The sequence below is a fragment of the Variovorax sp. OV329 genome, from assembly GCF_900114785.1.
Classification (GTDB): domain Bacteria; phylum Pseudomonadota; class Gammaproteobacteria; order Burkholderiales; family Burkholderiaceae_C; genus Variovorax.
In genome coordinates this window covers 149,022-174,181 of the sequence record NZ_FOUG01000008.1, presented here as the reverse complement: position 1 = coordinate 174,181, position 25,160 = coordinate 149,022, and the positions used below count along the sequence as shown (strand labels likewise).

Annotated in this window: 30 protein-coding genes; 8 read left to right on the top strand and 22 right to left on the bottom strand. The window is 69.5% G+C overall.

Annotated elements, in window-relative coordinates; genetic code table 11:
- Positions 1-17: 17 nt before the first annotated feature.
- Positions 18-1,037, bottom strand: a complete 1,020-nt coding sequence (locus BM345_RS15845) for a Bug family tripartite tricarboxylate transporter substrate binding protein (protein ID WP_093380977.1) — start codon at positions 1,035-1,037, stop codon at positions 18-20.
- 109 nt (positions 1,038-1,146) lie between these two features.
- On the opposite strand from BM345_RS15845, the gene BM345_RS15840 reads away from it, so the two are divergent.
- On the top strand, positions 1,147-2,175 hold the full coding sequence (locus tag BM345_RS15840) for a GNAT family N-acetyltransferase (RefSeq protein WP_093380976.1): 1,029 nt from the start codon (positions 1,147-1,149) through the stop codon (positions 2,173-2,175).
- Between the two features lie 8 nt (positions 2,176-2,183).
- On the top strand, positions 2,184-3,056 hold the full coding sequence (locus BM345_RS15835; protein ID WP_093380974.1) for an alpha/beta hydrolase: 873 nt from the start codon (positions 2,184-2,186) through the stop codon (positions 3,054-3,056).
- A gap of 16 nt (positions 3,057-3,072) precedes the next feature.
- On the opposite strand, the gene BM345_RS30770 is transcribed toward BM345_RS15835, so the two are convergent.
- From BM345_RS30770 to BM345_RS15810, 6 genes are all read right to left on the bottom strand, one after another.
- On the bottom strand, positions 3,073-3,204 hold the full coding sequence (locus tag BM345_RS30770; protein ID WP_302847554.1) for a hypothetical protein: 132 nt from the start codon (positions 3,202-3,204) through the stop codon (positions 3,073-3,075).
- Between the two features lie 75 nt (positions 3,205-3,279).
- Complete coding sequence (locus tag BM345_RS15830; RefSeq protein WP_093381168.1) at positions 3,280-4,242, bottom strand: Bug family tripartite tricarboxylate transporter substrate binding protein; 963 nt, start codon at positions 4,240-4,242, stop codon at positions 3,280-3,282.
- Between the two features lie 107 nt (positions 4,243-4,349).
- On the bottom strand, positions 4,350-5,339 hold the full coding sequence (locus tag BM345_RS15825) for a Bug family tripartite tricarboxylate transporter substrate binding protein (RefSeq protein ID WP_093380973.1): 990 nt from the start codon (positions 5,337-5,339) through the stop codon (positions 4,350-4,352).
- Complete coding sequence (gene pcaF, locus BM345_RS15820) at positions 5,339-6,544, bottom strand: 3-oxoadipyl-CoA thiolase (RefSeq protein WP_093380971.1); 1,206 nt, start codon at positions 6,542-6,544, stop codon at positions 5,339-5,341. The genes BM345_RS15825 and pcaF overlap by 1 nt, the downstream gene beginning before the upstream one ends.
- A gap of 37 nt (positions 6,545-6,581) precedes the next feature.
- Positions 6,582-7,226: a 3-oxoacid CoA-transferase subunit B gene (locus BM345_RS15815; RefSeq protein WP_093380969.1), complete on the bottom strand. Its 645-nt coding sequence runs from the start codon at positions 7,224-7,226 to the stop codon at positions 6,582-6,584.
- 60 nt (positions 7,227-7,286) lie between these two features.
- Entirely contained in the window at positions 7,287-7,988 is a 702-nt protein-coding gene (locus BM345_RS15810; RefSeq protein ID WP_093380967.1) for a 3-oxoacid CoA-transferase subunit A, read from the bottom strand.
- Positions 7,989-8,114: 126 nt separating this feature from the next.
- On the opposite strand from BM345_RS15810, the gene BM345_RS15805 reads away from it, so the two are divergent.
- Entirely contained in the window at positions 8,115-8,900 is a 786-nt protein-coding gene (locus tag BM345_RS15805; protein WP_093380965.1) for an IclR family transcriptional regulator domain-containing protein, read from the top strand.
- On the opposite strand, the gene BM345_RS15800 is transcribed toward BM345_RS15805, so the two are convergent.
- The 9 genes from BM345_RS15800 to BM345_RS15765 form a co-directional block, all read right to left on the bottom strand.
- Positions 8,897-9,415, bottom strand: a complete 519-nt coding sequence (locus BM345_RS15800) for a hypothetical protein (RefSeq protein WP_093380963.1) — start codon at positions 9,413-9,415, stop codon at positions 8,897-8,899. The two genes, BM345_RS15805 and BM345_RS15800, sit on opposite strands and share 4 nt — an antisense overlap.
- A gap of 15 nt (positions 9,416-9,430) precedes the next feature.
- The gene (locus tag BM345_RS30150; protein WP_175545027.1) at positions 9,431-9,568 is read right to left on the bottom strand and encodes a glycine zipper domain-containing protein; all 138 of its coding nucleotides are present in this window, start codon (positions 9,566-9,568) and stop codon (positions 9,431-9,433) included.
- A 107-nt stretch (positions 9,569-9,675) separates the two neighbouring features.
- Positions 9,676-10,242, bottom strand: a complete 567-nt coding sequence (locus BM345_RS15795; RefSeq protein ID WP_093380961.1) for a cold shock domain-containing protein — start codon at positions 10,240-10,242, stop codon at positions 9,676-9,678.
- Positions 10,243-10,250: 8 nt separating this feature from the next.
- Positions 10,251-10,673, bottom strand: coding sequence for a gamma-glutamylcyclotransferase family protein (locus tag BM345_RS15790; RefSeq protein WP_217653993.1), 423 nt, complete (start codon positions 10,671-10,673; stop codon positions 10,251-10,253).
- A complete protein-coding gene (locus BM345_RS15785; protein WP_093380959.1) occupies positions 10,673-11,302 on the bottom strand; it encodes a LysE family translocator in 630 nt (209 codons plus the stop codon). The genes BM345_RS15790 and BM345_RS15785 overlap by 1 nt, the downstream gene beginning before the upstream one ends.
- A 28-nt stretch (positions 11,303-11,330) precedes the next feature.
- The gene (locus tag BM345_RS15780) at positions 11,331-11,846 is read right to left on the bottom strand and encodes a DUF1697 domain-containing protein (protein ID WP_093380957.1); all 516 of its coding nucleotides are present in this window, start codon (positions 11,844-11,846) and stop codon (positions 11,331-11,333) included.
- 9 nt (positions 11,847-11,855) lie between these two features.
- Positions 11,856-12,482 (bottom strand): LysE family translocator, encoded by a 627-nt coding sequence (locus BM345_RS15775; RefSeq protein ID WP_093380955.1) that lies wholly within the window; start codon positions 12,480-12,482, stop codon positions 11,856-11,858.
- 19 nt (positions 12,483-12,501) lie between these two features.
- Positions 12,502-12,906, bottom strand: a complete 405-nt coding sequence (locus BM345_RS15770; protein ID WP_093380953.1) for an SRPBCC family protein — start codon at positions 12,904-12,906, stop codon at positions 12,502-12,504.
- A 138-nt stretch (positions 12,907-13,044) separates the two neighbouring features.
- Entirely contained in the window at positions 13,045-13,668 is a 624-nt protein-coding gene (locus BM345_RS15765) for a YdeI/OmpD-associated family protein (RefSeq protein ID WP_093380951.1), read from the bottom strand.
- Between the two features lie 135 nt (positions 13,669-13,803).
- Between BM345_RS15765 and BM345_RS15760 the strand changes: the two genes are divergently transcribed.
- The 5 genes from BM345_RS15760 to BM345_RS15740 all read left to right on the top strand — a co-directional run bounded on the left by BM345_RS15760 (position 13,804) and on the right by BM345_RS15740 (position 18,469).
- Positions 13,804-15,039 carry a CynX/NimT family MFS transporter gene (locus BM345_RS15760; RefSeq protein ID WP_254789755.1) on the top strand — a complete coding sequence of 412 codons (1,236 nt, stop codon included), beginning with the start codon at positions 13,804-13,806 and terminating at the stop codon, positions 15,037-15,039.
- A gap of 9 nt (positions 15,040-15,048) precedes the next feature.
- On the top strand, positions 15,049-15,855 hold the full coding sequence (locus BM345_RS15755; protein ID WP_254789754.1) for a 2-keto-4-pentenoate hydratase: 807 nt from the start codon (positions 15,049-15,051) through the stop codon (positions 15,853-15,855).
- A gap of 117 nt (positions 15,856-15,972) precedes the next feature.
- A complete protein-coding gene (locus BM345_RS15750; RefSeq protein ID WP_093380947.1) occupies positions 15,973-16,500 on the top strand; it encodes a hypothetical protein in 528 nt (175 codons plus the stop codon).
- An 84-nt stretch (positions 16,501-16,584) separates the two neighbouring features.
- Positions 16,585-17,844, top strand: coding sequence for a cation:proton antiporter (locus BM345_RS15745; protein WP_093380946.1), 1,260 nt, complete (start codon positions 16,585-16,587; stop codon positions 17,842-17,844).
- A gap of 34 nt (positions 17,845-17,878) precedes the next feature.
- A complete protein-coding gene (locus BM345_RS15740) occupies positions 17,879-18,469 on the top strand; it encodes a GAF domain-containing protein (RefSeq protein WP_093380944.1) in 591 nt (196 codons plus the stop codon).
- Between the two features lie 53 nt (positions 18,470-18,522).
- Here the strand turns inward: BM345_RS15740 and BM345_RS15735 are convergent, their stop codons facing one another.
- From BM345_RS15735 to BM345_RS15710, 6 genes are all read right to left on the bottom strand, one after another.
- Positions 18,523-19,224 (bottom strand): DUF899 family protein, encoded by a 702-nt coding sequence (locus BM345_RS15735; RefSeq protein WP_093381164.1) that lies wholly within the window; start codon positions 19,222-19,224, stop codon positions 18,523-18,525.
- Positions 19,225-19,396: 172 nt separating this feature from the next.
- A complete protein-coding gene (locus BM345_RS15730) occupies positions 19,397-20,647 on the bottom strand; it encodes an MFS transporter (protein ID WP_093380943.1) in 1,251 nt (416 codons plus the stop codon).
- Between the two features lie 16 nt (positions 20,648-20,663).
- Positions 20,664-21,191 (bottom strand): hypothetical protein, encoded by a 528-nt coding sequence (locus BM345_RS15725; RefSeq protein ID WP_093380941.1) that lies wholly within the window; start codon positions 21,189-21,191, stop codon positions 20,664-20,666.
- 45 nt (positions 21,192-21,236) lie between these two features.
- Positions 21,237-22,031: a hypothetical protein gene (locus BM345_RS15720; RefSeq protein WP_093380940.1), complete on the bottom strand. Its 795-nt coding sequence runs from the start codon at positions 22,029-22,031 to the stop codon at positions 21,237-21,239.
- A gap of 169 nt (positions 22,032-22,200) precedes the next feature.
- On the bottom strand, positions 22,201-23,556 hold the full coding sequence (locus BM345_RS15715) for a sigma-54-dependent transcriptional regulator (protein ID WP_093380938.1): 1,356 nt from the start codon (positions 23,554-23,556) through the stop codon (positions 22,201-22,203).
- Positions 23,541-24,995, bottom strand: a complete 1,455-nt coding sequence (locus BM345_RS15710) for a sensor histidine kinase (RefSeq protein WP_093380937.1) — start codon at positions 24,993-24,995, stop codon at positions 23,541-23,543. The genes BM345_RS15715 and BM345_RS15710 overlap by 16 nt, the downstream gene beginning before the upstream one ends.
- Positions 24,996-25,160: the final 165 nt, after the last annotated feature.

Genomic DNA, 25,160 nt, shown 5'->3' with positions numbered 1-25,160 from the left:
GGCAGCCCCGGCGCGCCTCAGGCGTCGGAGCGGATGCCGCGCATCAGGATCACGCCGCCCAGCATGGCCGTGTCCTTGCGCATGCGCGAAGCCAGCGCGTCGGCGGTGCCGGGCTGGGCCTGCCAGCCCACTTCGAGCAGGCGCTTGCTGATCTCGGGCCGGCTCACCACCGTGACCAGCGCGGCATTGAACTTGTCGACGACGTGATCGGGCAGGCTCGCCGGCCCGGCCAGCGCCGTCCAGATCTCCAGGTCGGCGCCGCGCACGGAGGCGTCGCGCAGCGTGTTCATGCCGCTGACCAGCGGGCTGGGCTCGGGCGACGTGACGCCCACCGCGCGCAGCTTGCCGGCCTGCACATGCGGCATCACCAGCCCTGGCGGGAGCAGCGCCATCTGCACCTTGCCCTCCAGCATGGCCTTGATCACCGCCGGGTTGCCGCTGAAGGCTTCGTGCTTCGCGGTGATGCCGGTGCGGGTCTTGATGAGCTCCATGCCCAGGTGCCCGACCGTGCCGTTGCCGGGCGAACCGTAGACCGCCGAGGCGCCCTGGCTGCGGGCCCAGTGCACCAGGTCCACCGGCGTGGCGCCGCCGGCGTTACCCGAGAGCGTGAACACCAGCGGGGCGGTGCCGATCAGGCCCACCGGATCGAAGTCGGTCTCGGGATTGAAGGGCGTCTTCTCGCTCAGCAGCTTGGCTATGGTGAGGTTGCCGTTGATGAGCGCGCCGAAGGTGTGCTCGTCGGTGGACTTGGCCACCAGGTCGGCCGCCACGTTGCCGCTGGCGCCGGGCTTGTTCTCCACCACCACCGGCTGACGCAGCAGCTGCGACAGAGGCTCGGCGACGGCGCGCGCCGCCAGGTCCGGCGAGGCGCCGGCGGGAAATCCCACCAGCAGCCTGATCGGCTTGCTGGGCCAGCCGCCCTCGATAGCGCGGGAAGTGGAGGAAGCGGTGCGGGACTGGGCCCAGGCGGTCGGCAGCGCGAGGCCCGCGGCCGTCGCGGCGAGGCCTTCCAGCCAGCGCCGTTTGTTGAGATCCACAGAAACTCCTATTGCAGAGGACGGGGTACATCAGGTTACATTTGAAGGTTGTCCTGAACAAGTCAACCAAAGAACTAAAAATCCGGGACGACAAGGGAGGAAAAAACCGATGACGTTCGAGTTTTCAGGAGTGGGACGACCCGCCGTTGACGGCCTTTTCTTCCGGCCGTACCGGGGTGAGGTCGACATTCCGGCCATGGCGCATGTGGCAAATGCATGCTCTGCTGCCGACGGCTTGGAGGTGAAGCGCGATGCCGAGCAGATGGCAAGGGACTACGCCAGCTTCAACGACTGCGATCCGCACCACGACGTGCGACTGGTCGAGGTCCACGGAGAACTGGTGGCGTATACGCGCGTGTGGCGCTACCAGGAGGACGCACGCCTGATGCTGCACAGCCAACTGGGCTTCGTTCGACCCGATTGGCAGGGCCGTGGGATCGGCCGTTCTCTGCAGAAATGGATCGAGCAGCGCCATCGCGAAGTGGCCGCGCAGCATGCCGGCACGACGCATCAGCACCAGGTGTTTGTCCAACAAAGCGAAGTGCGCCGCAGGGCCCTGATCGAGGCCGCAGGCTACACGCCCGAGCGCCACTTCTTCGAGATGCTGCACTCGGATCTGGAGCACCCACCCTCCTTTCGCCTGCCGGACGGCCTCGAACTGCGGCCGGTGCTGCCTGCGCACCACCGCCTGATCTGGGACACCCACAGGGAGGCGCTGCGCGACCACTGGGGCATCGCGCAATCCCGGCCCGAGGATTTCCAGCGGTGGGTGGGCAGCAAGCTGTTCCAGCCGCAGCGCTGGCAGATCGCCTGGGACGTCGCGACCGACACCATCGTGGGGCAGGTCAAGACCTGGATCGACGAGGACTACAACCGCATGTTCGACAAGCGCCGGGGCTACACCGAGCACATCAGCGTGGCGCGCCCGTGGCGCCGGCGCGGCGTGGCGCGCGCACTGGTTGCGCAGAGCCTGCGGACGCTCGCCGAGGCGGGCATGACGGAAAGCCACCTGGGCGTCGACAGCGACAGCCTCACAGGTGCGGTCAGCGTGTACGAAGACTGCGGCTTCCGGGTGACCAAGCGCAACACGACCTACCGCAAGCCGCTTGTACCGAACGTCGCGGCTCGCGGGACCTGAAGCCGGCGATGGCCCGCGCAGCGTTCACCAGGCTCTCCCGCAGCGCCCTCCTCGCGCTACCCATCTTCCTGCTCGGCGGCTGCGTCGAATCGATGTTCTTCCACCCCGACCGCGTGCGCTACGCGACGCCGGCCGCGCTGGGCCTGCGCTTCGAGCCGCTGAGTTTTCGCAGCACCGACGGCACCCTGCTCAGCGCCTGGTTCATCCCGGCCGTGGGCCGCGCCGATTCGCGCCAGGCCAGGGGCACCGTCATCCACTTCCACGGCAATGCGCAGAACATGAGCGCGCACCGGCGCTTCGTCGCCTGGCTGCCCAGAAAGGACTTCAACGTCTTCGTGTTCGACTACCGCGGCTACGGCGAGTCCGCAGGGAAGCCCGAAGCGCGCGGCCTGTTCGAGGATTCGGTGAGCGCGATCCGCCATGTGCGCTCGCGCCCCGACGTGGACCCGGCGCGCCTGCTGGTGTTCGGCCAGAGCCTGGGCGGCACCAACGCGATCGCCGCGGTGGGCTCGGGGCAGCGTGAAGGCGTGCGGGCGGTGGCGATCGAATCGACCTTCTATTCCTACTCGTCGATCGCCGACGACACGCTGCGGGGCGCCGGCCTGCTGGTGGGCGATACCTACGCTGCCTCCAGGTACGTGGCCGGCATCGCGCCCATTCCACTGCTCTTCATCCACGGCACCCGCGATGCGGTGATTCCGCTGTCCCACTCGCAGCGCCTGCTGGCCGATGCGCACGAGCCCAAGCGCCTGGTCGAGGTGCCCGGTGCGGGCCACATGGAGCCCATGGGTACCGAGCGCTTTGGCGACACCTACCAGCGCGTGCTGGTGGATTTCTTCGAAGCGGCATTGAAGCAGGCACCCGCCGCGGCAAGCCGCTAGACAGTCAAGGTCTTCTTCAGACCAGGCCGGCGGCCAGCACCACGAGGCCGGCAGCGGAGATGGTGAGGCCGATGATCTTGCGAACTTGTTTCATGGCTCGAATGTTCTCAGCTGCACGCCGCCTCGGCCAGCCAAGCGCATCAATCATCGCGATGCCTGCCGGCTATGAGCCCCAACGAAAAAAGGGCGCCCGAAGGCGCCCTTGCAATCGTCGTCGAGGGACTCAGTCCAGCGACACGTTCGCCTTGCGGATCACGTCGCCGAAGCGCTGCGTCTCGCTCTTCACAAACTGGTCGAACTGCGGGCGCGTGGTGGGGAAAGGCTCGTAGCCGAAGCTCTTGAACTTCTCCTGCACGTCGGCCTCGGCCAGGCCCTTCTCGATGTCGCGCCGGATCTTCTCGGTGACCGCGGCGGGCAGGCCCGGCGGCACGGCGATGGCGTTCCAGCCGGTCACCTCGAAGCCCTTGGGACCGCCAGACTCGCCCACGGTGGGCACGTCTGGGAAGGCGGACACGCGCTGGGGCGCGGCCACGGCCAGGAAACGCAGCTTGCCGCCGCGCTGCAGCGGGCCCGCGGTGGCGATGGAGCCCAGCGCAAAGGCCAGCTCGCCGGTGGCCACCGAGGTGTAGAGCTGCGTGGTCTCCTTGTAGATCACGTGCTCCATCTGAGTGCCGGTGGCCGACTCGAAGAGCTCCGAGCCCAGGTGCACCGGGTTGCCCACCGACCACGAGCCGTAGTTGAGCTGGCCCGGATGCGCCTTGGCATCGGCGATGAGGTCGCCCACGGTCTTGTACTTGCTGTTGGTCGGCACCGTGAAGAAGAAGTAGGTGCGGAACAGCGGCAGCAGCGTGTCGAAGTCCTTGGCCGGGTCGTAGGGCAGTTTCTTGAACAGGGCGGGGTAAGCCGCCAGGTGCACGTTGTCCAGCACCAGCAGGTCGTGGCCGTCCTTGGCGCCGCGCTTCCAGGCATCGATGGCGATGAAGCCATTGCCGCCCGGGCGGTTCTCCACCACCACCGGCTGGCCCCACGCGCGCGAAAGCTTGTCGGCCACCAGGCGCGCGACGCCGTCAGGACCGCCACCCACCGGGAAGGGCGTGATGATGCGCACCGGCTTGGTCGGGAAGGCCGTGGCCGCCGCGGTGGCTTGAGCGTTCGCAAGGCTGGGCAGCAGGCCTGCAGCGGCCATGGCGAGCGATGCGGCGCCCAGTGCGCGGCGAGTCAGGACGGAAGCAAACTTCAAGTGGATCTCCTCAGGTTTCAGGTTCAGTGAATTGGAATTGTTCTGTGTGTCAGTCACTCGGCGGTGGCGCCGGAGACCTTGATGATCTGGGCCCACTGCGCGCTCTCCTTCGCGATGAGCGCGGCGTACTCGGCCGGTCCGCCCAGCAGCGGCACGGCACCTTCCACGCCCAGTCGCGACTGGAATTCCTCGGTGGCGGCCACCTTGAGCATCTGCGCCGACAACTCCTTGACGAAGGCGTCGGGCGTGCCGCGCGGCGCGAGCACGCCGTAGGTCAGCGTGCTCTCGAAGCCCTCCAGCCCCTTCACGCCCGACTCCGCCACAGTGGGCACGTCGGGCAGCGACGGCAGGCGCTTCGCGCCCGTGACGGCCAGCGCGCGCAGCTTGCCACTCTTGACCAGCGCGAGGGCCGGCGGGATGACGCTGAACATCATCTGCACCTGCCCGCCCGCCACGTCGGTGAGCGCGGGGTTGGTGCCCTTGTACGGGATGTGGCTGAGCTTGAGGCCCGCGCGCTGCGCGAACATCTCGCCGGTGAGGTGGCCGCCCGTGCCCGCGCCGCTGGAGGCGTAGTCGAGCGCGTCGGGCTTCTTGCGCGCGATGGCCACCAGCTCGGCCACGTTCTTCGCGGGCGAGGCCGCCGGCACCACGAGCACCAGCGCGGAGGAGGCGAACATCGCCACCGGTGCCAGGTCCTTGCGGGCGTCGAACTTCAGGGCCTGGTAGAGCGCCGGGTTGATCGAGACCGTGCCCGAATGGCCCAGCAGCAGCGTGAGCCCGTCGGGCGCGCTGCGCACCACCTGCTCGGTGCCGAGGTTGCCGCCGGCGCCGGGCTTGTTCTCCACCACGATGCCCTGCTGGCGCAGTTCGCCCAGGCTCTTGGCCATCTGGCGTGCGAACACGTCGTTGCCGCCGCCGGCGGCAAAGGGAACGATGAGGCGGATGGGCCGCGCCGACGATTGCGCGCGCACCCCACCCGTCGCGCCGGCCGCGAGCGCGGCCAGCACGAGCGCGCGGCGGCGCGCGTCGAAGTCAGCGCGCATCAGACGCGCTCGAGGATCACGGCGATGCCCTGGCCCACGCCGATGCACATGGTGCACAGCGCATAGCGGCCGCCGCTCTTGTGGAGCTGGTTGACCGCGGTGGTCACCAGGCGCGCGCCGCTGGCACCCAGCGGGTGGCCGAGGGCAATGGCGCCGCCGTTGATGTTGACGCGCGCGTCGTCGTCCTTCAGCCCCAGCATGCGCAGCACGGCGATGCCCTGGGCGGCGAAGGCTTCGTTCAGCTCGATGACGTCGAGCTGCTCCAGCTTCAGGCCTGTGAGCGCCAGCACCTTCTGCGTGGCCGGGGCCGGGCCGATGCCCATCACGCGCGGCGCCACGCCGGCGGTGGCCATGCCGACCACGCGGGCGCGCGGCGTCAGGCCGTTCTTCGCGGCCGCGGCTTCGCTGGCCAGCAGGATGGCCACGGCGCCATCGTTCACGCCGCTGGCATTTCCGGCGGTGACGGTGCCGTCGGGACGCACCACGCCCTTGAGCTTGGCCAGCGCCTCCAGGCTGGTGTCGCGCGGATGCTCGTCCTTGCTGACGACGACTGCGTCGCCCTTCTTCTGCGGGATGGTGACGGGCACGATCTCCGAATCGAAGAAGCCGGACTTCTGCGCGGCCACGGCCTTCTGCTGCGAGGCCAGCGCCATGCGGTCCTGCGCCTCGCGCTCGATCTTGTAGTCGGTGGCCACGTTCTCGGCCGTCTCGGGCATGGAGTCGACGCCGTACTGCGCCTTCATCAGCTTGTTGACGAAGCGCCAGCCGATGGTGGTGTCGTACACCGCGTTGGCGCGGCTGAAGGCGCTCTCGGCCTTGGGCATGACGAAGGGCGCGCGGCTCATGCTTTCGACGCCGCCGGCGATCATGAGGCCGGCTTCGCCCGCCTTGATGGCACGCGCGGCCGTGCCCACGGCATCCATGCCCGAGCCGCACAGGCGGTTGATGGTGCCGCCGGGCAGTTCCACGGGCAGGCCCGCCAGCAGGGCCGACATGCGCGCCACGTTGCGGTTGTCCTCCCCGGCCTGGTTGGCGCAGCCATAGAGCACGTCGGTCACGGCCTGCCAGTCGACCTTGGCGTTGCGTTCCATCAGGGCCTTGAGCGGCACTGCGCCCAGGTCGTCGGCGCGCACGCTGGACAGGGCGCCGCCGTAGCGGCCGAAAGGCGTGCGGATCGCGTCGCAGATGAAGGCTTCGTTGATCATGGTGTGTGTCCCGGTGAATGTGTGAATGAGGTGACGCTCAGGCGGCTGCGATGGGCAGGCCGACCAGCTTCTCGAGTTCGGCGTGTGTGAGGCCATCGACGAGGTCGATGAGCTTCAGGCCTTGCGGCGTGCATTCCAGCGTGGCGACGTCGGAGTAGACGCGCTTCACGCAGCCGATGCCGGTGAGCGGGTAAGTGCACTTCTCGACCAGCTTGCTCTCGCCCTTCTTGGTGAGCAGGTCCATCATGACCCAGGTCTGCTTGGCGCCGATGGCCAGGTCCATCGCGCCGCCGACGGCGGGGATGGCGTCCTTCTCGCCGGTGTGCCAGTTGGCCAGGTCGCCGGTGGCCGACACCTGGAAAGCACCCAGCACGCAGATGTCCAGGTGGCCGCCGCGCATCATCGCGAAGCTGTCGGCATGGTGGAAGTAGGCGCCGCCGGGCAGCAGCGTGACCGGCTGCTTGCCGGCGTTGATGAGGTCGTAGTCTTCCTCGCCTGCGGCCGGCGCCGGGCCCATGCCCAGGATGCCGTTCTCGCTGTGCAGGATGACCTCGCGGCCGGCCGGCAGGTGGTTGGCCACCAGCGTGGGCTGGCCGATGCCCAGGTTGACGACGGCGCCGTCGAAGATGTCCTGCGCGACGCGCTTGGCCAGTTCGTCCTTGGTGCGGCGGGTGTATGCCATGAGAAATATGCTCCTACGCGCTTTCGCGCTACGGTTTTTGCTTTGGGGCGGCCCGGCAGCTCAAGCTGCCTTCTTGAAGCCGCCCGCTTGCGTGGCGACGCGATCGATCTTGACGACGTGGTGCACGAAGATGCCGGGGGTGACGATGGACTCCGGGTCCAGCGTGCCCAGCTCGGCGATCTCGTGCACGGTGGCGATGGTCTTCTTCGAGGCCATGGCCATCACCGGGCCGAAGTTGCGGGCGGCCTTGCGGTAGATGAGGTTGCCCCAGCGGTCGCCGGCCTCGGCCTTGATGAGGGCCACGTCGCCGTGGATGGGGAATTCCAGCACGTACTTCTTGCCGTTGATCTCGCGAACCTCGCGGTCGCCCGAGAGCTGCGTGCCGAAGCCGGTGGGGCAGAAGAAGGCGCCCACGCCGGCGCCGGCCGCGCGGATGCGCTCGGCCAGGTTGCCCTGCGGGACCAGTTCCAGCTCCAGCTTGCCGCTGCGGTAGAGCTCGTCGAAGACGAAGCTGTCGGCCTGGCGCGGGAAGCTGCAGATGATCTTGCGAACGCGGCCGGCCTTGAGCAGCGCGGCCAGGCCGGTGTCGCCATTGCCCGCGTTGTTGTTCACCACGGTGAGGTCCTTGGCGCCGTGGGCGATCAGGCCGTCGATGAGTTCGTTGGGAATGCCGGCGGTGCCGAAGCCGCCGATGAGGACGGTGGCACCGTCGCGGACGCCGGCCATGGCATCGGCGACCGAGGCTGCGATCTTGTCGATCATTGAATCTGTCTCCTGGGTGGGGAAAACGCGGAACCGAGGGATCTGTCCGCCCAAAATCCGCTTGTGGATTTTGTTCGAATACCGAACATTTGTTCGTATAATGAATTTTAGAGAGGATCGCCCGCCATGACAAGCCTAGCGACACACACCGATACACCCCGCCCCGGCGACGCCTACGTGCAGTCCTTCGCGCGCGGGCTGGAAGTCATCCGTTCCTTCAGCGCCCGCACGCCGCACCAGACGCTGTCGGAAGTGGCCGCCGCCACCGGCCTCACCCGCGCGGGCGCACGCCGCATCCTGCTCACGCTGCAGACGCTGGGCTATGTGGGCAGCGACGGCAAGCTCTTCTCGCTCACGCCGCGCATCCTCGACCTGGGCTTTGCCTACCTGTCGTCCATGCCCATCTGGAACCGCGCCGAGCCGGTGATGGAGGCGCTGGTACGGGAGGTGCAGGAGTCGTGTTCGGCGGCCGTGCTGGACGCCACCGACATCGTCTACGTGCTGCGCGTGCCCACGCAGAAGATCATGCGCATCAACCTCGGTGTGGGCTCGCGCCTGCCCGCGTGGTGCACGTCGATGGGCCGGCTGCTTCTGGGCGAGCTGCCCGACGACGAGGTGAAGGCGCGCATCGCCGCCTCGGGCGTCGAGGCCTTCACCAAGCACACGCTGACGGACCCGGAGGTCATCCTGGCACGGGTGCAGCAGGCGCGCCGGCAGGGATGGTGCGTGGTGAACCAGGAACTGGAAGAGGGCCTGATCTCCATCGCCGCGCCCATCACCGACCGCGCGGGCCGCATGGTGGCCGCGCTCAACATCAGCGGGCAGGCGAACCGCACCAGCGCCAAGGTGATGCAGGAAAGCATGCTGCCGCCGCTGCTGGCGGCGGCGCGGCAGATCTCGAGCCTGCTCTAGCCCCGGGCTTCAGGCGCTTGCAACCGCGCCAGCGCCGCGCCCAGCAGCAGGCGCGAATACAGCTTGTGGAAGCCCAGCAGTGCATGGAAGCCGAAGCCCATGCGCGACTTGCCGGTGGCGCGGTCCACGCTCGGGACGACGGCGGAGCCGAAGTACAGACGCGTGCCGTTCGCGCCCTCAGGCACCGTCATCAGCCAGGAGCGCGTGCGGCCGCCCACGTCGCGCATCAGCAGCTGGTTGGGCGTGCGGTGCTCGACCCGCCAGGCCGAGAACTCACGCGTCTGGCCCGCGGCAAGTTCGCGAACCTGCGCATCGGTCGACGGCCTGGACAGCGCGAGGCCGATCAGGCGGCGTTCCAGCCGCATGAGGCCGCCGCGGTAGAAGGCCTCGATGAAGCTGCCATGCGGCACCGGCCGCGCGACCTCGGCGGTGTAGCAGTCGGCAAAGGCGCCGCCGGCGGCATAGCCCGCCAGCAGGGCATCGGGCGGCAACGGGCAGGGGCGGATCGACGACATGGCCACGCCCCTTCCTCAGCGGCGGCGCAGGCCGATCTCGAATGCCACGCCCAGGGCGGCGCCAATCGCCAACCAAAGACCCAGTTGCCCATGCAGGGCGCCGATCACGGTGCCGGCGGACACGCCCAGCGCAAGACACAGCCCTTCATCCATCTGCTCGTCCTCCCTTTGATGACGATTTGTAACGGGCGAACGAGTCGAGCGCAAGAAAGTTGAACAGGTGCGTGGTGCGGGTGACCTCGATGCCGATGGTGTCGCTGCTACCGCGCGAAGAGGCTGGTGCACCACTGCTGCTCGCAGGGCACGCCATCGCCGTTGCCGTCCATCTTCACGCCGGGGCAGTTCTTCAGGAAGTACTTGGCTTCCGCGCAGGAACTCATCTGGGAACAGTGCGTGCGTCCATCGCACCTGAACAAAACCGGAACCTCGACGGGCGCCGCTTGCACGGCAATGCTTTCGGAGCCAGCGTCCGACGCAGCCAGCCGCGTGAATAGCCCGCCGAACTTGCCGTACGCAGCCGCACCGATCACCAGCACGAGAACGAAGCCGACAAGCACGGCCACCGGGCTCCTGCCTTCGCGCTCGCGCGGATGCGAACGGCGCGGCGCGGAATAGGCCTGGCCCGCAGGCGCCACGCGAACGGCGCGCTTCTTTCCTTCGCGATTGAGCTCCACCTCGAAGCTGAAGGCCTGCCCGACGCGGGGCACGCCGCTGCCGCGCGGCAATGCCGACACATGGACGAAGACGTCCTGCCCTCCCTGCGTGGAAGCAAGGAAGCCGAAGCCCTTGGCCTCGTTCCAGCTCTTGATCGTTCCTTCGAAGCGCATGCTGGCGGCTATTGTCTGGGACGGTACAGCGCCGCATGCTCGGGCTTGTACTCAGCCAGCGGTCCCATGCGGACCTCGGCGGCCAACAGGTCGCCCGCTTGCTTGAGATACGCGAACACCTCGAAGGTCCCGCCCCGCTCCGCCTCGACGGTGATCCGCAAGCGGCGGTAGCCGTCGGGCGCGTGGATGCGCTCCAGCGCGTCCATCGCGGCAAGGGCTTCCTCGCTCACCTCGAACACCTGGCCCGCCACGCGCTCGCCCTCACCCGGCCGGTCGACAAGCCAGGGCGAATGCCGCTCGCCGACCAGGTAGAGCGGATAGCGCTCCCGGGTGACGAAGCTGCCCGGCAGACGCCGTCCCCGGTTGGTCGCGAAGTTGGGGAAGCCTTCCTTCAGCGTGCCGAACACGAAGACGCGGTGCACGGTGGCCATCACCTGCGCCGGTCAAGCGCAAGGATCGACAACCCGGCCACAACGAAGGTCAGCCCCGCGCCCACGTTGGCCGCCAGCACCACGCGCGGCCGGCGCGCCAGCGCCTTCGACAACTGGGCCGCAAAGGCCCCGAGCACGGTGAAGATGATGGCCGTCAGCACCGCGAAGATGGCGCCGTACACCAGCATCTGCACCCACACCGGCCCGCGCGACGCGGCCACGAACTGCGGAAGGAAAGCCACCACGAACAGACCCGGCTTCGGGTTCAAGACGTTGGACAGCAGCCCCGTGAGGAACACGCGCTTCATCGGCTGCCGCGCCGCCGGCACGAAGGAGATGAGGCCGCGCGAGAAGATGGCCTTCCAGCCCAGCCACAGCAGGTAGGCGGCGCCCGCCGCCTTGACGATCCAGAAGGCCACCGGCGAGGTCTGCAGCACCAGGGCCAGCCCCAGCGTGGCCGCGACGGTGTGCACCATGATGCCCAGTCCCGCCCCCACGGAAGACAGCGCCGCGGCGGCGCGGCCCTGGCTCAGGCCGCGGCTGATGGCCAGGATGTTGTCCGGGCCGGGCGCGATCACCACGACCAGCACGGCGAGGAGGTAGGCCAGGAGGATGTCGGTGGGGAACATGTTCTTGTCCTGTTCGCTTGGAGTCGATCTACGCGGCGGCGCACTTCGCGACCGTATCCCAGGTGCGCGTGGTCACGTCGCTGCCGAAGGCGCTCTCGATGAGCTTCATGAACACCGGCCCCTTGTCCGACGGCAGGTAGGCGGAGAAGGCCTCGCGCCCCGACAGGCACAGCACGGCAGCCTCGTCCCTGGCCAGCGGTAGTTTCACGCGCGGCTCGCGCGCCTCGCGCAGGAAGCTCACCACGCGCTTGGCGTTCGCGGGCACGCCGTGCGCCGTGAAAGGATCGGTGGCCAGCAGCGCCTGCAGCTCGGCCGACGGGCGCACGATGGTGTAGAAGCTGCGGCCCAGCGCCTCCTGCATGCACTGTTCGGCCTTGCGCTCGATCGCCGCATCGGACGCCGCCCGCGCGTCGAACACCACGTTGCCGCTGGACAGCACCGTGCGCACGTTCTTGAAGCCAGCCGCCTCGAAGCATTGCTTGAGCTGCGGCATGCTCGCATTGGCCGGGCTCACGCCACGCAGGAAGGCGACGAAGCGCGGCATCTTTTTTCGCTAGACCGGACGCCGCGCGAACAGCGCCCACACGCCCGCCGCCGACAGCAGCGATCCGCCCGCGATGTTGAAGCCGCGCAGCGCGCGCGGCGACGCGAGGAAGCGCCGCGCCGAACTCGCGAAAGCCGCATACAGGCTGGCGTTGAGGGTCGCCATGACGACGAAGGTGATGGCCAGCAGCAGCATCTGCTGCGACACGTCGCCGCGGGGGTTGATGAACTGCGGCAGGAAGGCGACGAAGAACACGATGCCCTTCGGGTTGAGCGCCGTCACCAGCCAGGTGTTGGCGAACAGGCGCCAGCGCGAGCCCGGTGCGGCCGGCGCGGCCAGTTCGGCGGGCGAGATGCCGGCGCGCAGCAGCTTGATGCCCAGGTAGAGCAGGTACAGGCCGCCCACGAACTTCACCACCGTGAACCAGAAGGCGGAGGCCGCGAGCAGCGCACCCAGGCCCAGCAGCGAGAGCACCAGCGCGGTCGAATCGCCCAGCGCCACGGCGGCCACCAGCGGCACGTTGGCGCGGCGTCCGTGCGACATCGAATAGCTGATCACGGTAAGGATGGTGGGCCCTGGAATGATCAGCAGCAGGGCCGAGGCGGCGACGAAGGCCAGCCAGAGTTGCAGGGACACGCGCTTTCTCCTGGTGGGTTCAGCTGCGCGCCTGCACGTGGCGCGCGAAGTTCTCGAGGATGGCCTGCCAGCCCTGGCGCTGCTGCTCGACCGGAAATTCGTTTTCGGGGTCGAAGCTCACGCGCACCTTCGTCGCGCCGCCTTCCTCGATGAACTCCACTTGCGCCGCGCGCTCGCCGAAGGCGTACTCGATGCGCTGGTTCGGAACGATCTTCGTGTAGGTGCCCGCGAAGTCGAAGCCCATGCTGCCGTCCTTGGCCTCCATGCGCGAACTGAAGGCGCCGCCCTCGCGCAGGTCCACGCTGGCCGCGGTGGTGTGCCAGTCGGGCGATGCAGCGTTCCACTGCTTGATGTCCTCGGGCGTGGTGTAGGCGCGCCAGACGTCCTGGACGGGCGCGGCAACGGTGGTCTCGACGGTGATCATGGGATGGCCTTCTCGGTTGAAGAGGATCGATGCGGCCTCACCGGAAGCAACTGCTTGCAGGCATCCGGTACGCGTGCCGCAGGGGCCGATGGTAAAAGGTCCGGCGGCTCGCTGGGTCTGCACCTGCGCTGGTAGCGGTCAGTCAGTCACGCGAGAGCGCTTCTTTGCCAGCGGATGGATGGTCTCGCCGCGCGCGAGCATGGCCACGAGTTGCCCGATGCGGCGCGCCCGCGTGGCCGCCAGCCTGGGCTCGTGCACCCGGTAGAGGATGGCGAAGCGGTTCGCGCCGTCCAACTGCTCGAAGAAGGCCGCGGCCTTCGCATCCGCGTCCAGTGCCGCCTGCAGGTCGGGCGGCACGACCGCTTCGCTCTGCGCGGCATAGGCCGCGTCCCAGCGGCCGTCGGCCTGCGCGCCCTGCACCTGCGCCAGGCCGGCAGGCTGCATGCGGCCCTCCTCGATCAACCGCGAGGCGGTGCGGCAGTTGTTCTTCGACCACTTGCTGCGCGGCTGCCGCGGCGTGAAGCGAACCAGCCACCACTGCGCGTCGTAGCGCTGGATCTGGCCGTCGACCCAGCCATGGCAAAGCGCCGTCTCGATGGCTTGCGCGTGCGTCACGCCGGGCTCTTCGTTGCCCTTCTTCGCCAGCTTGAGCCACAGGCCCTTCTGCGCCGTGCCGTGGCGCGCCAGCCAGCGGTCCCACGCCTTCGCATCGGCAAAGGGCAGGATGGGCAGGCCGGCCTTGCTTTCGGCGGCCTCGGGCACTGGAGGACTTGATCGTCTGCTCGTCACGGCATGGTCAAGAAAGATTGACGCATTGTGGCGGCAGCATGAAGGCACAGGGTCATTCGCACCGGCAGCGGCGATGGCCCTGCGATGCGGCTAGAGTCGACGGCCCCCATGTCCTCCCTCCCCACCCCGACCGCCGCCGGCGCGCATGCCGGCACCACGCCCCCCACCATCGCACGCCAGTGGCTGCTGGGCGTGAGCCTGATCCTCATCGCCTTCAACCTGCGTCCGGTGTTCGGCAGCATCTCGGTGCTGCTGCCCGAGGTGATGCGCGACACCGGCATGGGCCCCGCTGGCGCCAGCCTGCTCACCACACTGCCGCTGCTGTGCCTGGGTGTGTTCGCGATTCCCGCGCCGGCGCTGTCGCGGCGCTTCGGGCCCGAGCGCGTGCTGCTGGGCGCGCTGCTGCTGATCTGCGTGGGCACGCTGCTGCGCGGCACGGGGCACCTGGGCGTGCTCTTCGCATCGACCGCGATGGCGGGCGCCGGCATCGCGGTGGGCAACGTGCTGCTGCCCGGCCTGGTCAAGCGCGACTTTCCGCAACGCGCGGCGATGATGACCGGCCTGTACACGCTGGCAGTGTGCGGCGGCGCATCGAGTTCCACCGCCTTCACCGTGCCGCTGGAGCGCAGCCTGTTCCACGGCCAGTGGGCCTTGACTCTCGCCGCATGGGCCTTGCCCGCCGCGCTGGTGCTGCTGCTGTGGGCGCCGCAGGCCCTGGCGGCCAGGCCGCTGCCGGCGCATGCGCAGCCGCGTGGCGGCAGCCTGTGGCACGACAAGCTGGCCTGGCAGGTGACCGGCTTCATGGGCCTGCAATCGGCCCTCGCCTACATCGTGCTGGGCTGGCTCGCGCCCATGCTGCGCGAGCGCGGGCTGGACGGCGCGCAGGCGGGCTACGTGGTGGCCGTCTCCATCCTCGTGCAGTTGCTGACCTGCCTGGTCACGCCGTCCATCGCTGCGCGCTGCCGCGACCAGCGCGCCTTCGCGGTCGGCCTGGCGGTGGTGATCTGCGTGGCGATGCTGGCCTTTATCTTCGCGCCACTCTCTGGCCGCTGGGCCTGGGCCGTGCTGCTGGGCCTGGGCCAGGGCGGCGCCTTCGCGCTGGCGTTGACGCTGATCGTGCTGCGATCGCCCGATGCGCACGTCACTGCGCAGCTCTCGGCCATGGCGCAGGGCGGCGGCTACATCCTGGCCTCGGGCGGACCGCTGCTGGCCGGCCTGCTGCGCGGCTGGACAGGCAGCTTCGAGTCTTCTTCCATCCTCCTTGTGCTGATCTCGCTGGGAATGGCCGCGTGCGGATGGGGGGCGGGCCGCCGGCTGCTGGTCAAGCCGCGCGTGCATGCCTAGACTGGGGCCATGACCATCACGCCCGAGACCCTTCTTGCGCATGGCGACGAAGGCACGCTGTGGCCCGCCGACGCGCGCGACGCCTCCAACTGGCCCGACCTGGAAGTGGCCTACCGCGACGCGCTGGAAGTGCGCGCGCTGCGCGAGAAGCGGGGCGAGAAACCGGTGGGCTTCAAGATCGGCTTCACCAACCGCACGATCTGGGAACGTTACGGCGTCTTCGCGCCTATCTGGGGCACGGTGTGGGACAGCACCCTCACCCGCGGCGGCGCCGAAGGCGAGCTGAGCCTGGCCAGGCTGTCGCAGCCGCGGCTGGAACCCGAGGTGGTGTTCGGCATCCGCGCCACGCCCTCGCGCTCGCCCACGCTCGAGGGGCTGTTCGAGTGCATCGACTGGCTCGCGCCCGGCTTCGAGGTCGTGCAGTCGCACTGCGAAGCCTGGAAGTTCAGCGCGCCCGAGACGGTGGCCGACAGCGGCCTGCACGGCCGCCTGCTGGTGGGCCGGCAGACACCGGTGCGCGACCTGGCCGACAGCGGCGAGGCGCTCGACAAGCTGCTGGCCGCCTGCCGCGTGCGCCTCATGCAGGGCGATCAGCGCAAGGACGAGGGCCAGGGCGCCAACGTGCTCGACGGTCCCCTGCATGCGCTGCTCTACTTCGTCGAGGAACTTCAGCAGAACCCCGGCGCGCCGGAACTCAAGCCCGGCGACCTGGTCACCACCGGCACCTGGACCGATGCCTGGCCGGTGGAGCCCGGCCAGCAATGGCGCGCGGATTTCGACGCGCCCATCCCATCGCTCGCAGTGCGTTTCGTCTGACGCGCTTGGGGCGACGCGGCCTACAAGTCCGCCGTACGCCCCCTCAAAACTACGGTTGACAGGCCGCGCGGCACGGTTTCACCATGCACGCGTGCCCACGAACAACAAGAGACAGACATGGGTTGGTTGCTCGGCTGGCTGATCTTCGGCCTGCTTGCCGCCTATGAATCCGGAGAGCTCGCCCTGAACGGTGGCGGCGAGTGGGGGCCTGTTCGTGCCCTGGGCTTTTTGCTGCTCAGCGCCATCGGCCTGGGGGTGATTGCCTGGCGCGCCGTGGCGCATGCCAGGCCCTCCGCGCTGCGCGCTGTGTGGCTGATCTCCCTGCTCGCCCTGGCTGTCAGCCTGTGGCGTCTCTATGGCGGTCCAGCCGGCAACTGGGTGACTGCCGCGCTCTTCGGCGCTGCCTACGCTGCGCTGTGCCTGCTGGCCGCGACTGTGAGCATGTTCATCGCCTGGCTCCGCCATCGTGCGCACGAGGCGCGCGTGGCCCACGCGCGCGCCGAGCGCGACCGGCAGCACCGCATGGATGGCGTGCGCGCGCAAGGCGCGGCCCTGACGACCGCCTCGGCCGGCATCGATGCCGATGGCCTGGACGCCGACGGCGACTTCGTGCTGCCCTCGCGGCCCAAGTGGGAAGAAAGCTAGCGCGCCTTCGCAGGCCGGCGGGCCGAGGCGGGCAAGCGACTGGCGGGCGCTACCATCGAAGGCTCCCCTATCTGCCGTCCGCGCATGTCCGTCACCGCTCTCCTGCTCCAGCTCATCGTCATCCTTGCCACCGCGCGCGCTTGTGGCTGGTTGCTACGTCATCTGGGCCAGCCGGCGGTGGTGGGCGAGATGGCCGCGGGCCTGCTGCTCGGGCCCATGGTCATGGGCGCGCTGTTTCCACAATGGCATGCACAACTCTTCTCCAGTGCCTCGGTGGCGGGGCTGCAGTCGCTGGCCACGGTGGGGCTGGTGCTCTTCATGTTCGTCGTGGGTCTAGAACTGCGTCCGCACCGCGGCGTGGCCGCGCAGATCCGCTCGGCCGGCGCGGTCGGCCTGCTGAGCGTGGCCGTGCCCGTGTTGCTGGGCCTGGCGATTTCGCCACTGCTGCATCCGGGCCTGGCGCCTGCCGGCGTGGGCTTCTCGCCCTTCGCTGGCTTCATGGCGGCGGCGCTGTCCATCACCGCTTTCCCGGTGATGGCGCGCATCCTGAAGGACCGCGGCCTCACGCAGACCGCCTACGGCCAACTGGCCATGGGCGCGGCGGCGGTGGTGGACGTGGTCGCCTGGATCCTGCTCGCCTTCGTGGTGGCCTGGGTGGGCGCCGGCGAGGGCACGATGGGCCTCGCGAAGACGGCGGGCGGCGTCGTGGGCATGCTCGCCCTGCTGTATTTCGTGATCAAGCCCTTCTTCGGCTGGCTGCTGCGGCGCCATGCGCCCGATGGCGAGCCATCGGCCACCGTGATGGCCGCACTCATGCTGGGCCTGCTGGCCTGCGCACTGCTCACCGAGTGGGTGGGCCTGCATGCGGTCTTCGGCGCCTTCCTCTTCGGCGCCTGCCTGCCGCGCGACGACCGCCTGCTCGACTCGCTGGCGCCGCGCATCGAGCCCCTGTCCATCGTGGTGCTGATGCCGCTCTTCTTCGCGCTGGCCGGCCTGAGCACCACGGCCGAGGCCTTCGCCCCGGGCAGCTTCGCGCTGGGCCTGCTCATCATCGCCGTGGCCACCGTGGGCAAGATCGTGGGCGGCGCCGCGGGCGCGCGGCTGTCGGGCTATGGCTGGCGCGACAGCCTGGCCACCGGCTCGCTGATGAATGCGCGCGGCCTCATGGAACTGATCGTGATGAAGATCGGCCTGGACGCCGGCCTGATCGGCGCGCAGCTCTTCACCATGCTGCTGCTGATGGCCCTGGTGACCACCGCCATGACCGGCCCGCTGCTCAGCCTGCTGGGCGGCCGCGGTGCATCATCCCCGCAACAGACGAAGGCCGGCGAGTGCCGCTCTTGAGCAGGCAGCCTGAAGGCTTCTTAAAATTCAGGGCATGGAGTTCCACGATCCCGACTACACCCCCGACGCATTCGAAGTTCGCGTAAGCGAACTGCTGGTCGCCACGCCCGAGGCCAGCGACGAACTCATCGACCACGCCGTCCCCGAAGTGCTGCGCATGATCCGCGAGCATCTCAAGATGGATGTGGTTTTCGTCTCGGAATTCACGGAAGGCCGCCGCGTCTTCCGCCGGGTGGACACATCACCCACCGCCCGAGTGATCGAAGTCGGCCAGTCCTCGCCGCTGGAAGAATCCTTCTGCCAGCGCGTGATCGACGGCCGCCTGCCGAACCTGGTGCGCGACCTGAAGCAGGAGCCCGCCTTCCCGGAGCTGCCGCCCACCGACTTTCCTATCGGCGCACACCTGAGCACGCCCGTCGTGCTCAACGACGGCCGCGTCTACGGCACGCTGTGCTGCTTCAGCTTCGCGCCCAACCCCGATCTCACGGCGCGCGACATGAAAAAGCTGGAACTTTCCGCCCAGCTCGCCGCGCGCAAGATCAACGACAAGCTCAACCAGGCGACCGACAAGGCCATGGCCAACTGGTCGCTGGAGCCGCAGGCCACGCCCCTCAGGAAACGCTGAAGAAGAGGACAAGAAGTTGAAAGGCCGCGCGATGCGGCCTTTTTTCTGACCGGCTACTTGCCGGTGACGGCGGGCAGCGGGTAGCTCAGCGAGGGATACCAGTCCCGCCCGCGGCCCTGCGGCGTCAGGTCCAGCATGGTCCACAACGGCATCGGGTCCGGCGCGCCACGCGGGTCCTGGCCGGGGTCGGCGGTGCCGGGGCCCATCTCGCTGCCCCAGAAGTGGCGGATGACGCTGCCCTCGCGCTTGAAGACGTTGAACATGGCCTGGTCCTCGCCCGCGGCCGGGTCCTCGAAGGCGTAGTCCTGGTTGTAGCTGTTGCCGCCGCTGGACAGCAGGCGCAGGTTGCGCCAGCCACGCTCGATGGCAAAAGACATCATGCGGCTGATGGGCGCGCGGGCCACCACCACGAAGGCGGTGCGCTGCAGGATGTCCTGCATCTCGCCGTCCAGCGCGCTCAGCATCGAGGTGCACATGGGGCAGGGCCGCTCGCGCTGCGGGCCGAACATCCAGTTGTAGATGATCAGCGAGTCGTGGTCACCGAAGAGCTCGGACATCATCACCGCGCCCTGCGGCCCCTGGAACACGTAGTCCTGCGGCACCTCGCCGCCCGGCGGCAGCGAGCGCCGCTGCGCGGCCACGCGCTCGATATGGCGGCGCAGATCGATCTCCTCGGCCAGCAGGGCCAGGCGTGCATCGCGGTAGGCCGGCGTTTCGCCGGGGAAGCGGCATTCGGAGCGTCGGGCCAGCTCCATGGGCGAAGGCAGTTCGGGCTCCTTGATTGCGGCGGGGGCGGCGGCCATGCGACTCTCCTGGGATGGGATGCGGGGGGGTTGCCGGGATGTTCGCGCCGACGCGGTCCTGCGTCTGCGGGAGAGCGCCTACAGAGCGCGTGAGCGCCCGCGCACGCGGACGGCTTCCTGCGCCTCATGCCGCCGGAGCAAAGGGTACGGGGCCCACTGCCGAGGCACCTCCCGCGCTGCGCTGGGCCAGCCAGAACACCGGCAATGCCAGCGCCGCGGCAGCCGCCAGCACCACGAACGCAAGACCGAAGTGCTGCTCCGCGCCGACCACGGCATTCGCCAGGCCGCTGCTAACCGCAGCGCCGATGCCCTGCAGCGTCATCACCAGGCCCAATGCAGTGTTGAAGCGCCCGGTCCCGCGCGTGTAGCGCTGCACCAGCAGCGGTGTCGCCACGCCGAGGATGCCGGCGGCGAAGCCGTCCAGGATCTGCACCGGGATGTTGTTCCACTCGCTGGTGAAGGCATAGGCCAGTGCGCCGCGCAGCGGCAGCACGAGGATGGCGGCGTAGACGAAGTGCGCCACGTCCAAGCGCCTGCTGCCCGCGACCCAGACGGCCACCGGGATCATCGTGAGTTGCGCCACGACGATGGCAACGCCCGTCCACAGCAGCGGCGCCGAATCGGCCACGGTGGCAGCGAGGCGCTGGTTCAGCAGCGGCAGCATCGCCGCGTTTCCCAGGTGGAAGAAGGCGCAGGCGAGCGCAAAGAGCAGCAGCGGCCGATTGCCGAAGAGCGCGCGGATGGGTGCGTGGCCTTGCGCATCGGCATCGGCGGGGGCGGCGTCCTGCGGCTCGTCGCCACGCGCAGCGTCGTGGTCGATGTCCGATGCCCGTATCTTCCACACCGAGAGCAGTGCGCCTGCCGTCATGGCGCCCATCACCGCGAGCATCCACGGCGCGCCGAACAGGTGGGCGATGCAGCCCGCGCCGATGGCCGAGATCATGTTGCCCGCGTGGCTGAATGCCTCGTTGCGGCCCGTCTGGTGCTTGAAGCCCTGCTCGCGCGCCAGGCCGAGCGTGAGCGCGGCCATCGCCGCTGCCAGCAGCGCACCGGCAACACCCGTGACCACCTGCGATGCCACGAGCAATGGCCCCGACAGGGTCGTGAAGGCCATGGCGCTGGCCGCCGATATGGCGAGAGCGGCGACCGCCGTCATCGCGCGCTTGGCCTTCGAGCGGTCGACCCAGGCGCCGGCCAGCGGCGTCACTGCCACCGCCGCCAGGCCGCCTGCGGTCATGGTGTAGCCGATCAGCTCCTGCTGGACCCGGCTTTCCTGCAGGTAGGTGGCAAGGAAGGGGCCCAGGCCGTCGCGCACGTCGGCCATGAAGAAGGCCAGCCAGGTCAGCGCCAGCAGGGAGTTGGATCGGCGGTCCATGGCAGCGCCCGATTCCTCAGTCGATGGGCTGGCCGTTGACGCGGCGCGCTTCGATCACGCGGCCGGTGCCGGTCACGAGCGGACGGGCGTCGCCCTGTGCGACGAGCTTGTCGCCCACCTCCAGGCCCAGCTTCTCGAAGCCGCCGGGCCGGGTGTGGACGAAGTCGCCGCTGTCGAGCACGACGCCGTTGGGCGCCCCGTGCCTTGCGTAGTTGAAGCGGACCACGGTGCCGGCGACTTCATGCGCATCGCGGGAGGCCTTCGGCTCCTTGCCGTCGACCGATGCCAGGCGCTCGAAGGCGTAGAGGGAGTGGACTGCCTCGCCCTTGGGCGACGGACCCGCTTCGATGCCTTCGACCACCACCGCCTGGCCTTCCCGCAGCGCACCGAGCTGCTCGACGAGGTCCGGCGCGTGAGGATCGGTGACGAACTGCATGGGTACGCCGTCGGTCGAGATGAGGAAGCCTTCGATGGCGCCCTTGGGGCTGTAGATGAGGTGCTGGAACTGGCCCTCGACAGACCAGACGTCGACTTCGTGCTGCATGTTTTCTCTCGTCAGTGTGGGGTGCTTGGTGATGGGTGGAACAGATCAGGACGCAGGCGGCGCAGGCAAGGGCCCACCCATGCCCGGCGCCGCGGGGCGGGGCCCACGCGGCATGCCAGGGCCGCCGGGCCCGCGCGGCACGGGGGGCGGCGGCTCGGCGCCCGGACCGGCAAACAGCTCGCGCATGGCGTCTGCGGAAGCGCCGAGCGCGGTCGCTTCCAGCGCGCTGCCCTGCTCGGTGCGGCTGCCCCAACCCTTGGCGTACAGGGTGCTTCCGGGCTGCAACGTCGGCGCGACAGAGACGCCCACGTGCGGCGGGAAGCGCACGATGGTGCCGCTGTCGAGCACGACGCCATTGGCGTCGCCCCTGTCCGTGTACAGCAGCCGAGCCACGCGGCCGCTCGCGCTCATGGCCATCAGGGCGCGGGGATCGCGCGGTGGCGGCGGCATGCTGCCGAGGGCCGGTGGCTGGTCCGCCACGCTGCGGCCGCTCGCCGTGGCGGTCAGGATCGCCGCGCGCAGCACCGGCACGTTGGGCGAACGCCAGCCGCTCACCCGCACCGCATCCCCGGGCTTGAGGGTCTGCAGGACATTCGCGGACAGGTGCGGCGGAAACGCCACCTGTGTGCCGTCGGCCATGAGGAAGCCGTCGACCTCGCCATTCGGATTGAGCAGCCACTGCTGCAGGCGGCCGGTGAGCACCGACGCTGCGCCAACGGCATCGACGGGAGGCGAAGGGGGCGCCAGCGGCGGTTCGGCGGGTGGCTGTTGCGCCAGCGCGCCGGCGCCGATCAGCACGAGGGCAGCGGCCAGGGCCGCGGGGCGGAGATTCGATCGCATGGTGAGCTCCAGTAGATGAAAGAGAGGGTGTGGCTCTTTCATCTCAAGGCCCGTGCCAAGGAGCGCGTCCTTTGAAAACAAGGACTTGCGGCACCCGGGCGGCGCGAGTCGTCCGCAATCCGGACGATCGCGCGTCCGCTTTCAGGACAGGCGGACCGGGCCCGGCAACTCAGCCGAGGCCGTACTGCTCGATCTTGCGGTAGAGCAGCTGGCGATGAATGCCCAGCCTGCGCGCCGCCTCGGTCCGGTTGCCCTGGGCTTGCGCAAGCGCATGGGTGATCAGCAGCCGCTCCAGCTTCTCGATCGCGTCGGGCAACTCGCGATCGAGCCAGTCGGCCGGAACCCCATCGCTCGATGTGCCGCCGCCGCCTGCCGCCGCGCCCAGCTCCGCCGCAAAGTCGGCCGCACCGAGCACCCGATGCCGCACCAGCGCATGGCAGCGCTCCATGAGGTTGCGCAGCTCGCGCACGTTGCCGGGCCACGCATGGCTCAGCAGCACCTGGGCCGAGGAAGCGGACAGCACCTTGGGCGCTTCGGGCGCAGCGGCGCGGCGCAGGAAATGCTCGGCCAGCGGAATGATGTCGGCCAGCCGTTCGCGCAAGGGCGGCACGCGGATCGAAAGCACGTTCAACCTGTAGAACAGGTCTTCCCGGAAGCTGCCCTCGCGAACCGCGGCCGCAAGGTCGCGGTGCGTGGCCGCGACCAGGCGCACGTCGACCTTCACCGTCCTGTGGCCGCCCAAGGGCGTGACCTCGCCCTCCTGCAGCGCGCGCAGGATCTTGGACTGCACGTTCGGCGCCATGTCGCCGATCTCGTCGAGCAGCAGCACGCCACCGTCGGCCGCGCGAAAGCAGCCGGGCCGGTCGGCCGTCGCACCGGTGAAGGCACCGCGCACGTGGCCGAACAACTCGCTCTCGAGCAGCTCCTTGGGAATCGCAGCGCAGTTGATGGCGATGAAGGGCGCATCCGCCCGGGCCGAGTGGCGATGCAGGGCGCGCGCGACCATCTCCTTGCCCGTGCCCGTCTCGCCCAGCACCAGCACGGGCGCCGAACTCGCGGCGACCAGGCCGATGCGCTTGTGCACTTCGCGCATGGCATCGCTCGGGCCGATCAGCTCGCCATCCTCGTGGGCGCCACTTGCCTGGCCCGCCAGCGCAGCGGCCTCGGCGTGCAGCGCGCGGGCGAGCACGTCGATCACGGCGTCGCGGCGCACGGGTTTGGTCAGGTGGTCGAAGGCGCCCAGGCGCATGGCCTCGATGGTGTTGCCCCCGCTTGCGAAGGCGGTGAGCACGATGACCGGCGGCAGGCGCGCAAGGCGTGCGCGCATCGCGGCCAGCGCCTGCAAGCCGTCCATGCCGGGCATGCGGTGGTCGAGGAACACGGCGTCGAAGCGCGTGCGCTGCATGGCGTCCAGCGCGCGCTCGCCATCGGCGGCCTCGACGGTGTCGTGCCCAAGGCTTTGCAGCGTCTCGGCCAGCGTCTCGCGAAACGCGGTGTCGTCGTCCACGATCAATAGCTTCGCCACGGAATCTCCAGTTCGAATCGTGCGCCCGGGTGCAGGGGAACGTAGCGCAGCTCTCCCCCATGGGCCAGCGCCACTTCGCGCGCCAGCGCCAGGCCGAGCCCCGTGCCGTCGGCCCGGCCGGTCGCAAACGGCTCGAACAGCTGGGGCACGAGCGCCTCCGGCACGCCGGGTCCGTTGTCGTCGACGCGGATGAGCAGGGCGCCGCCGCCGTCGCGCACAGCCTCGAGCACGACGCGCCCGCCGCGCGGCGCATGCAGCACGGCATTGGCCAGCAGGTTGTCGACGGCCCGCGCCAGGTGCACGGGGTCGAAGCCGGCCTGCACCGGCTCGGCGTGGCGGACGTCCATCGCCACGCCCTTGCCCGCGGCCGCGCCCGCCGCGCCGGCCACGCGCTCGGCCAGCCATGCCGCCAGGTCGACGGCCTGCGGTGCCAGGGTCACGGGCTGCACCAGGGCGAGGAGGCTTCGCACCAGGCCTTCGAGACGGTCGATCTGGCCGACGATCGCATGCAGCGCATCGCCCTGGCGCTCGGGCGGCGCGGCCAGCGCGTTCTCGGCCTTCAGGCGCATGGCCGCGATCGGATTGCGGATCTCATGGGCGATGCCGCTGGTCATGCGTCCCAGCGCGGCAAGGCGCTGGTCGCGCTGGCGCTGCTGCGCCGCTTCGCGCAGGCCCGCGCGCGCCTCCTCGAAGCGCAATCGGTATCGGTTGAAGCCGTCGACGATGCGATCGAGTTCGCGCACGCCGGTTCGATCGAGTTCCGGCACCTCGTCGCCCTGCGCCTGGGCGAGTCGATGCTCCAGCCGCTGCACATGGCGCAGGCCGCGCAGGAGAATCCAGCCCAGCCAGAGCCCGGACGCCAGCACCAGCGCCATCAGCACGCCCAGCCCCGTGCGCAGGCTGTTCTGCGCAGCCAGCGCCCCGGCATGCGTGCGCGTCATGGTCCAGGCAGCGAGGTCGTTGCCGGACGCCGCAAGGGGGCAGGCGGACACGATCAGCGCTTCGCGGCTGCCGCGCACCACGTCCGTCTGCATCTGCCGGGTCCGCGCAGCCTGCTGTGCCAGCTCGATGATCAGCGGTTGCTCGGCCGAGGGCACGTCGCGCTTGACGCCGCTGCCCTCGTAGGTGGGATAGGCATAGGCGAGCATGCCGTCGTTGCGCTGCCAGATGCCGCCCTCCACGTGCGGGGTCTCGATGAGCACCAGTTGCAGCAGCACCTGCAGCAGGTCGAGCTGGGGGCGATCCGGCCCTGCGACCGGCACCGACCTGGCGTACCGGGCGGCGATGGCGCGGCAGGACTGCTCCGCCACCGCACGGCCTTCGGCCACCTGCGCGCCGGCGCTGCTGCGGTAGAGCGTGACCATCACCACCGCCAGTGCGGTGCAGACGCTGATCAGCAGAATCCAGAAGTAGATGAGTTGGCCCCGGAGCGATCGCATGGCAATCGTCCGCTCAGCCGGGGAGCGACGCCGGGCGACGGCGCAAGGCGTCCACACGTTCGCACGTGCCGGGTGCTGATCTCAAGTCCGCTCCTGGGAATCATTCGGGCGTGCAGGTTAACGCCAAGCGAGGCCCATGGGCGTAGGAATGCGACCAGCGATCGC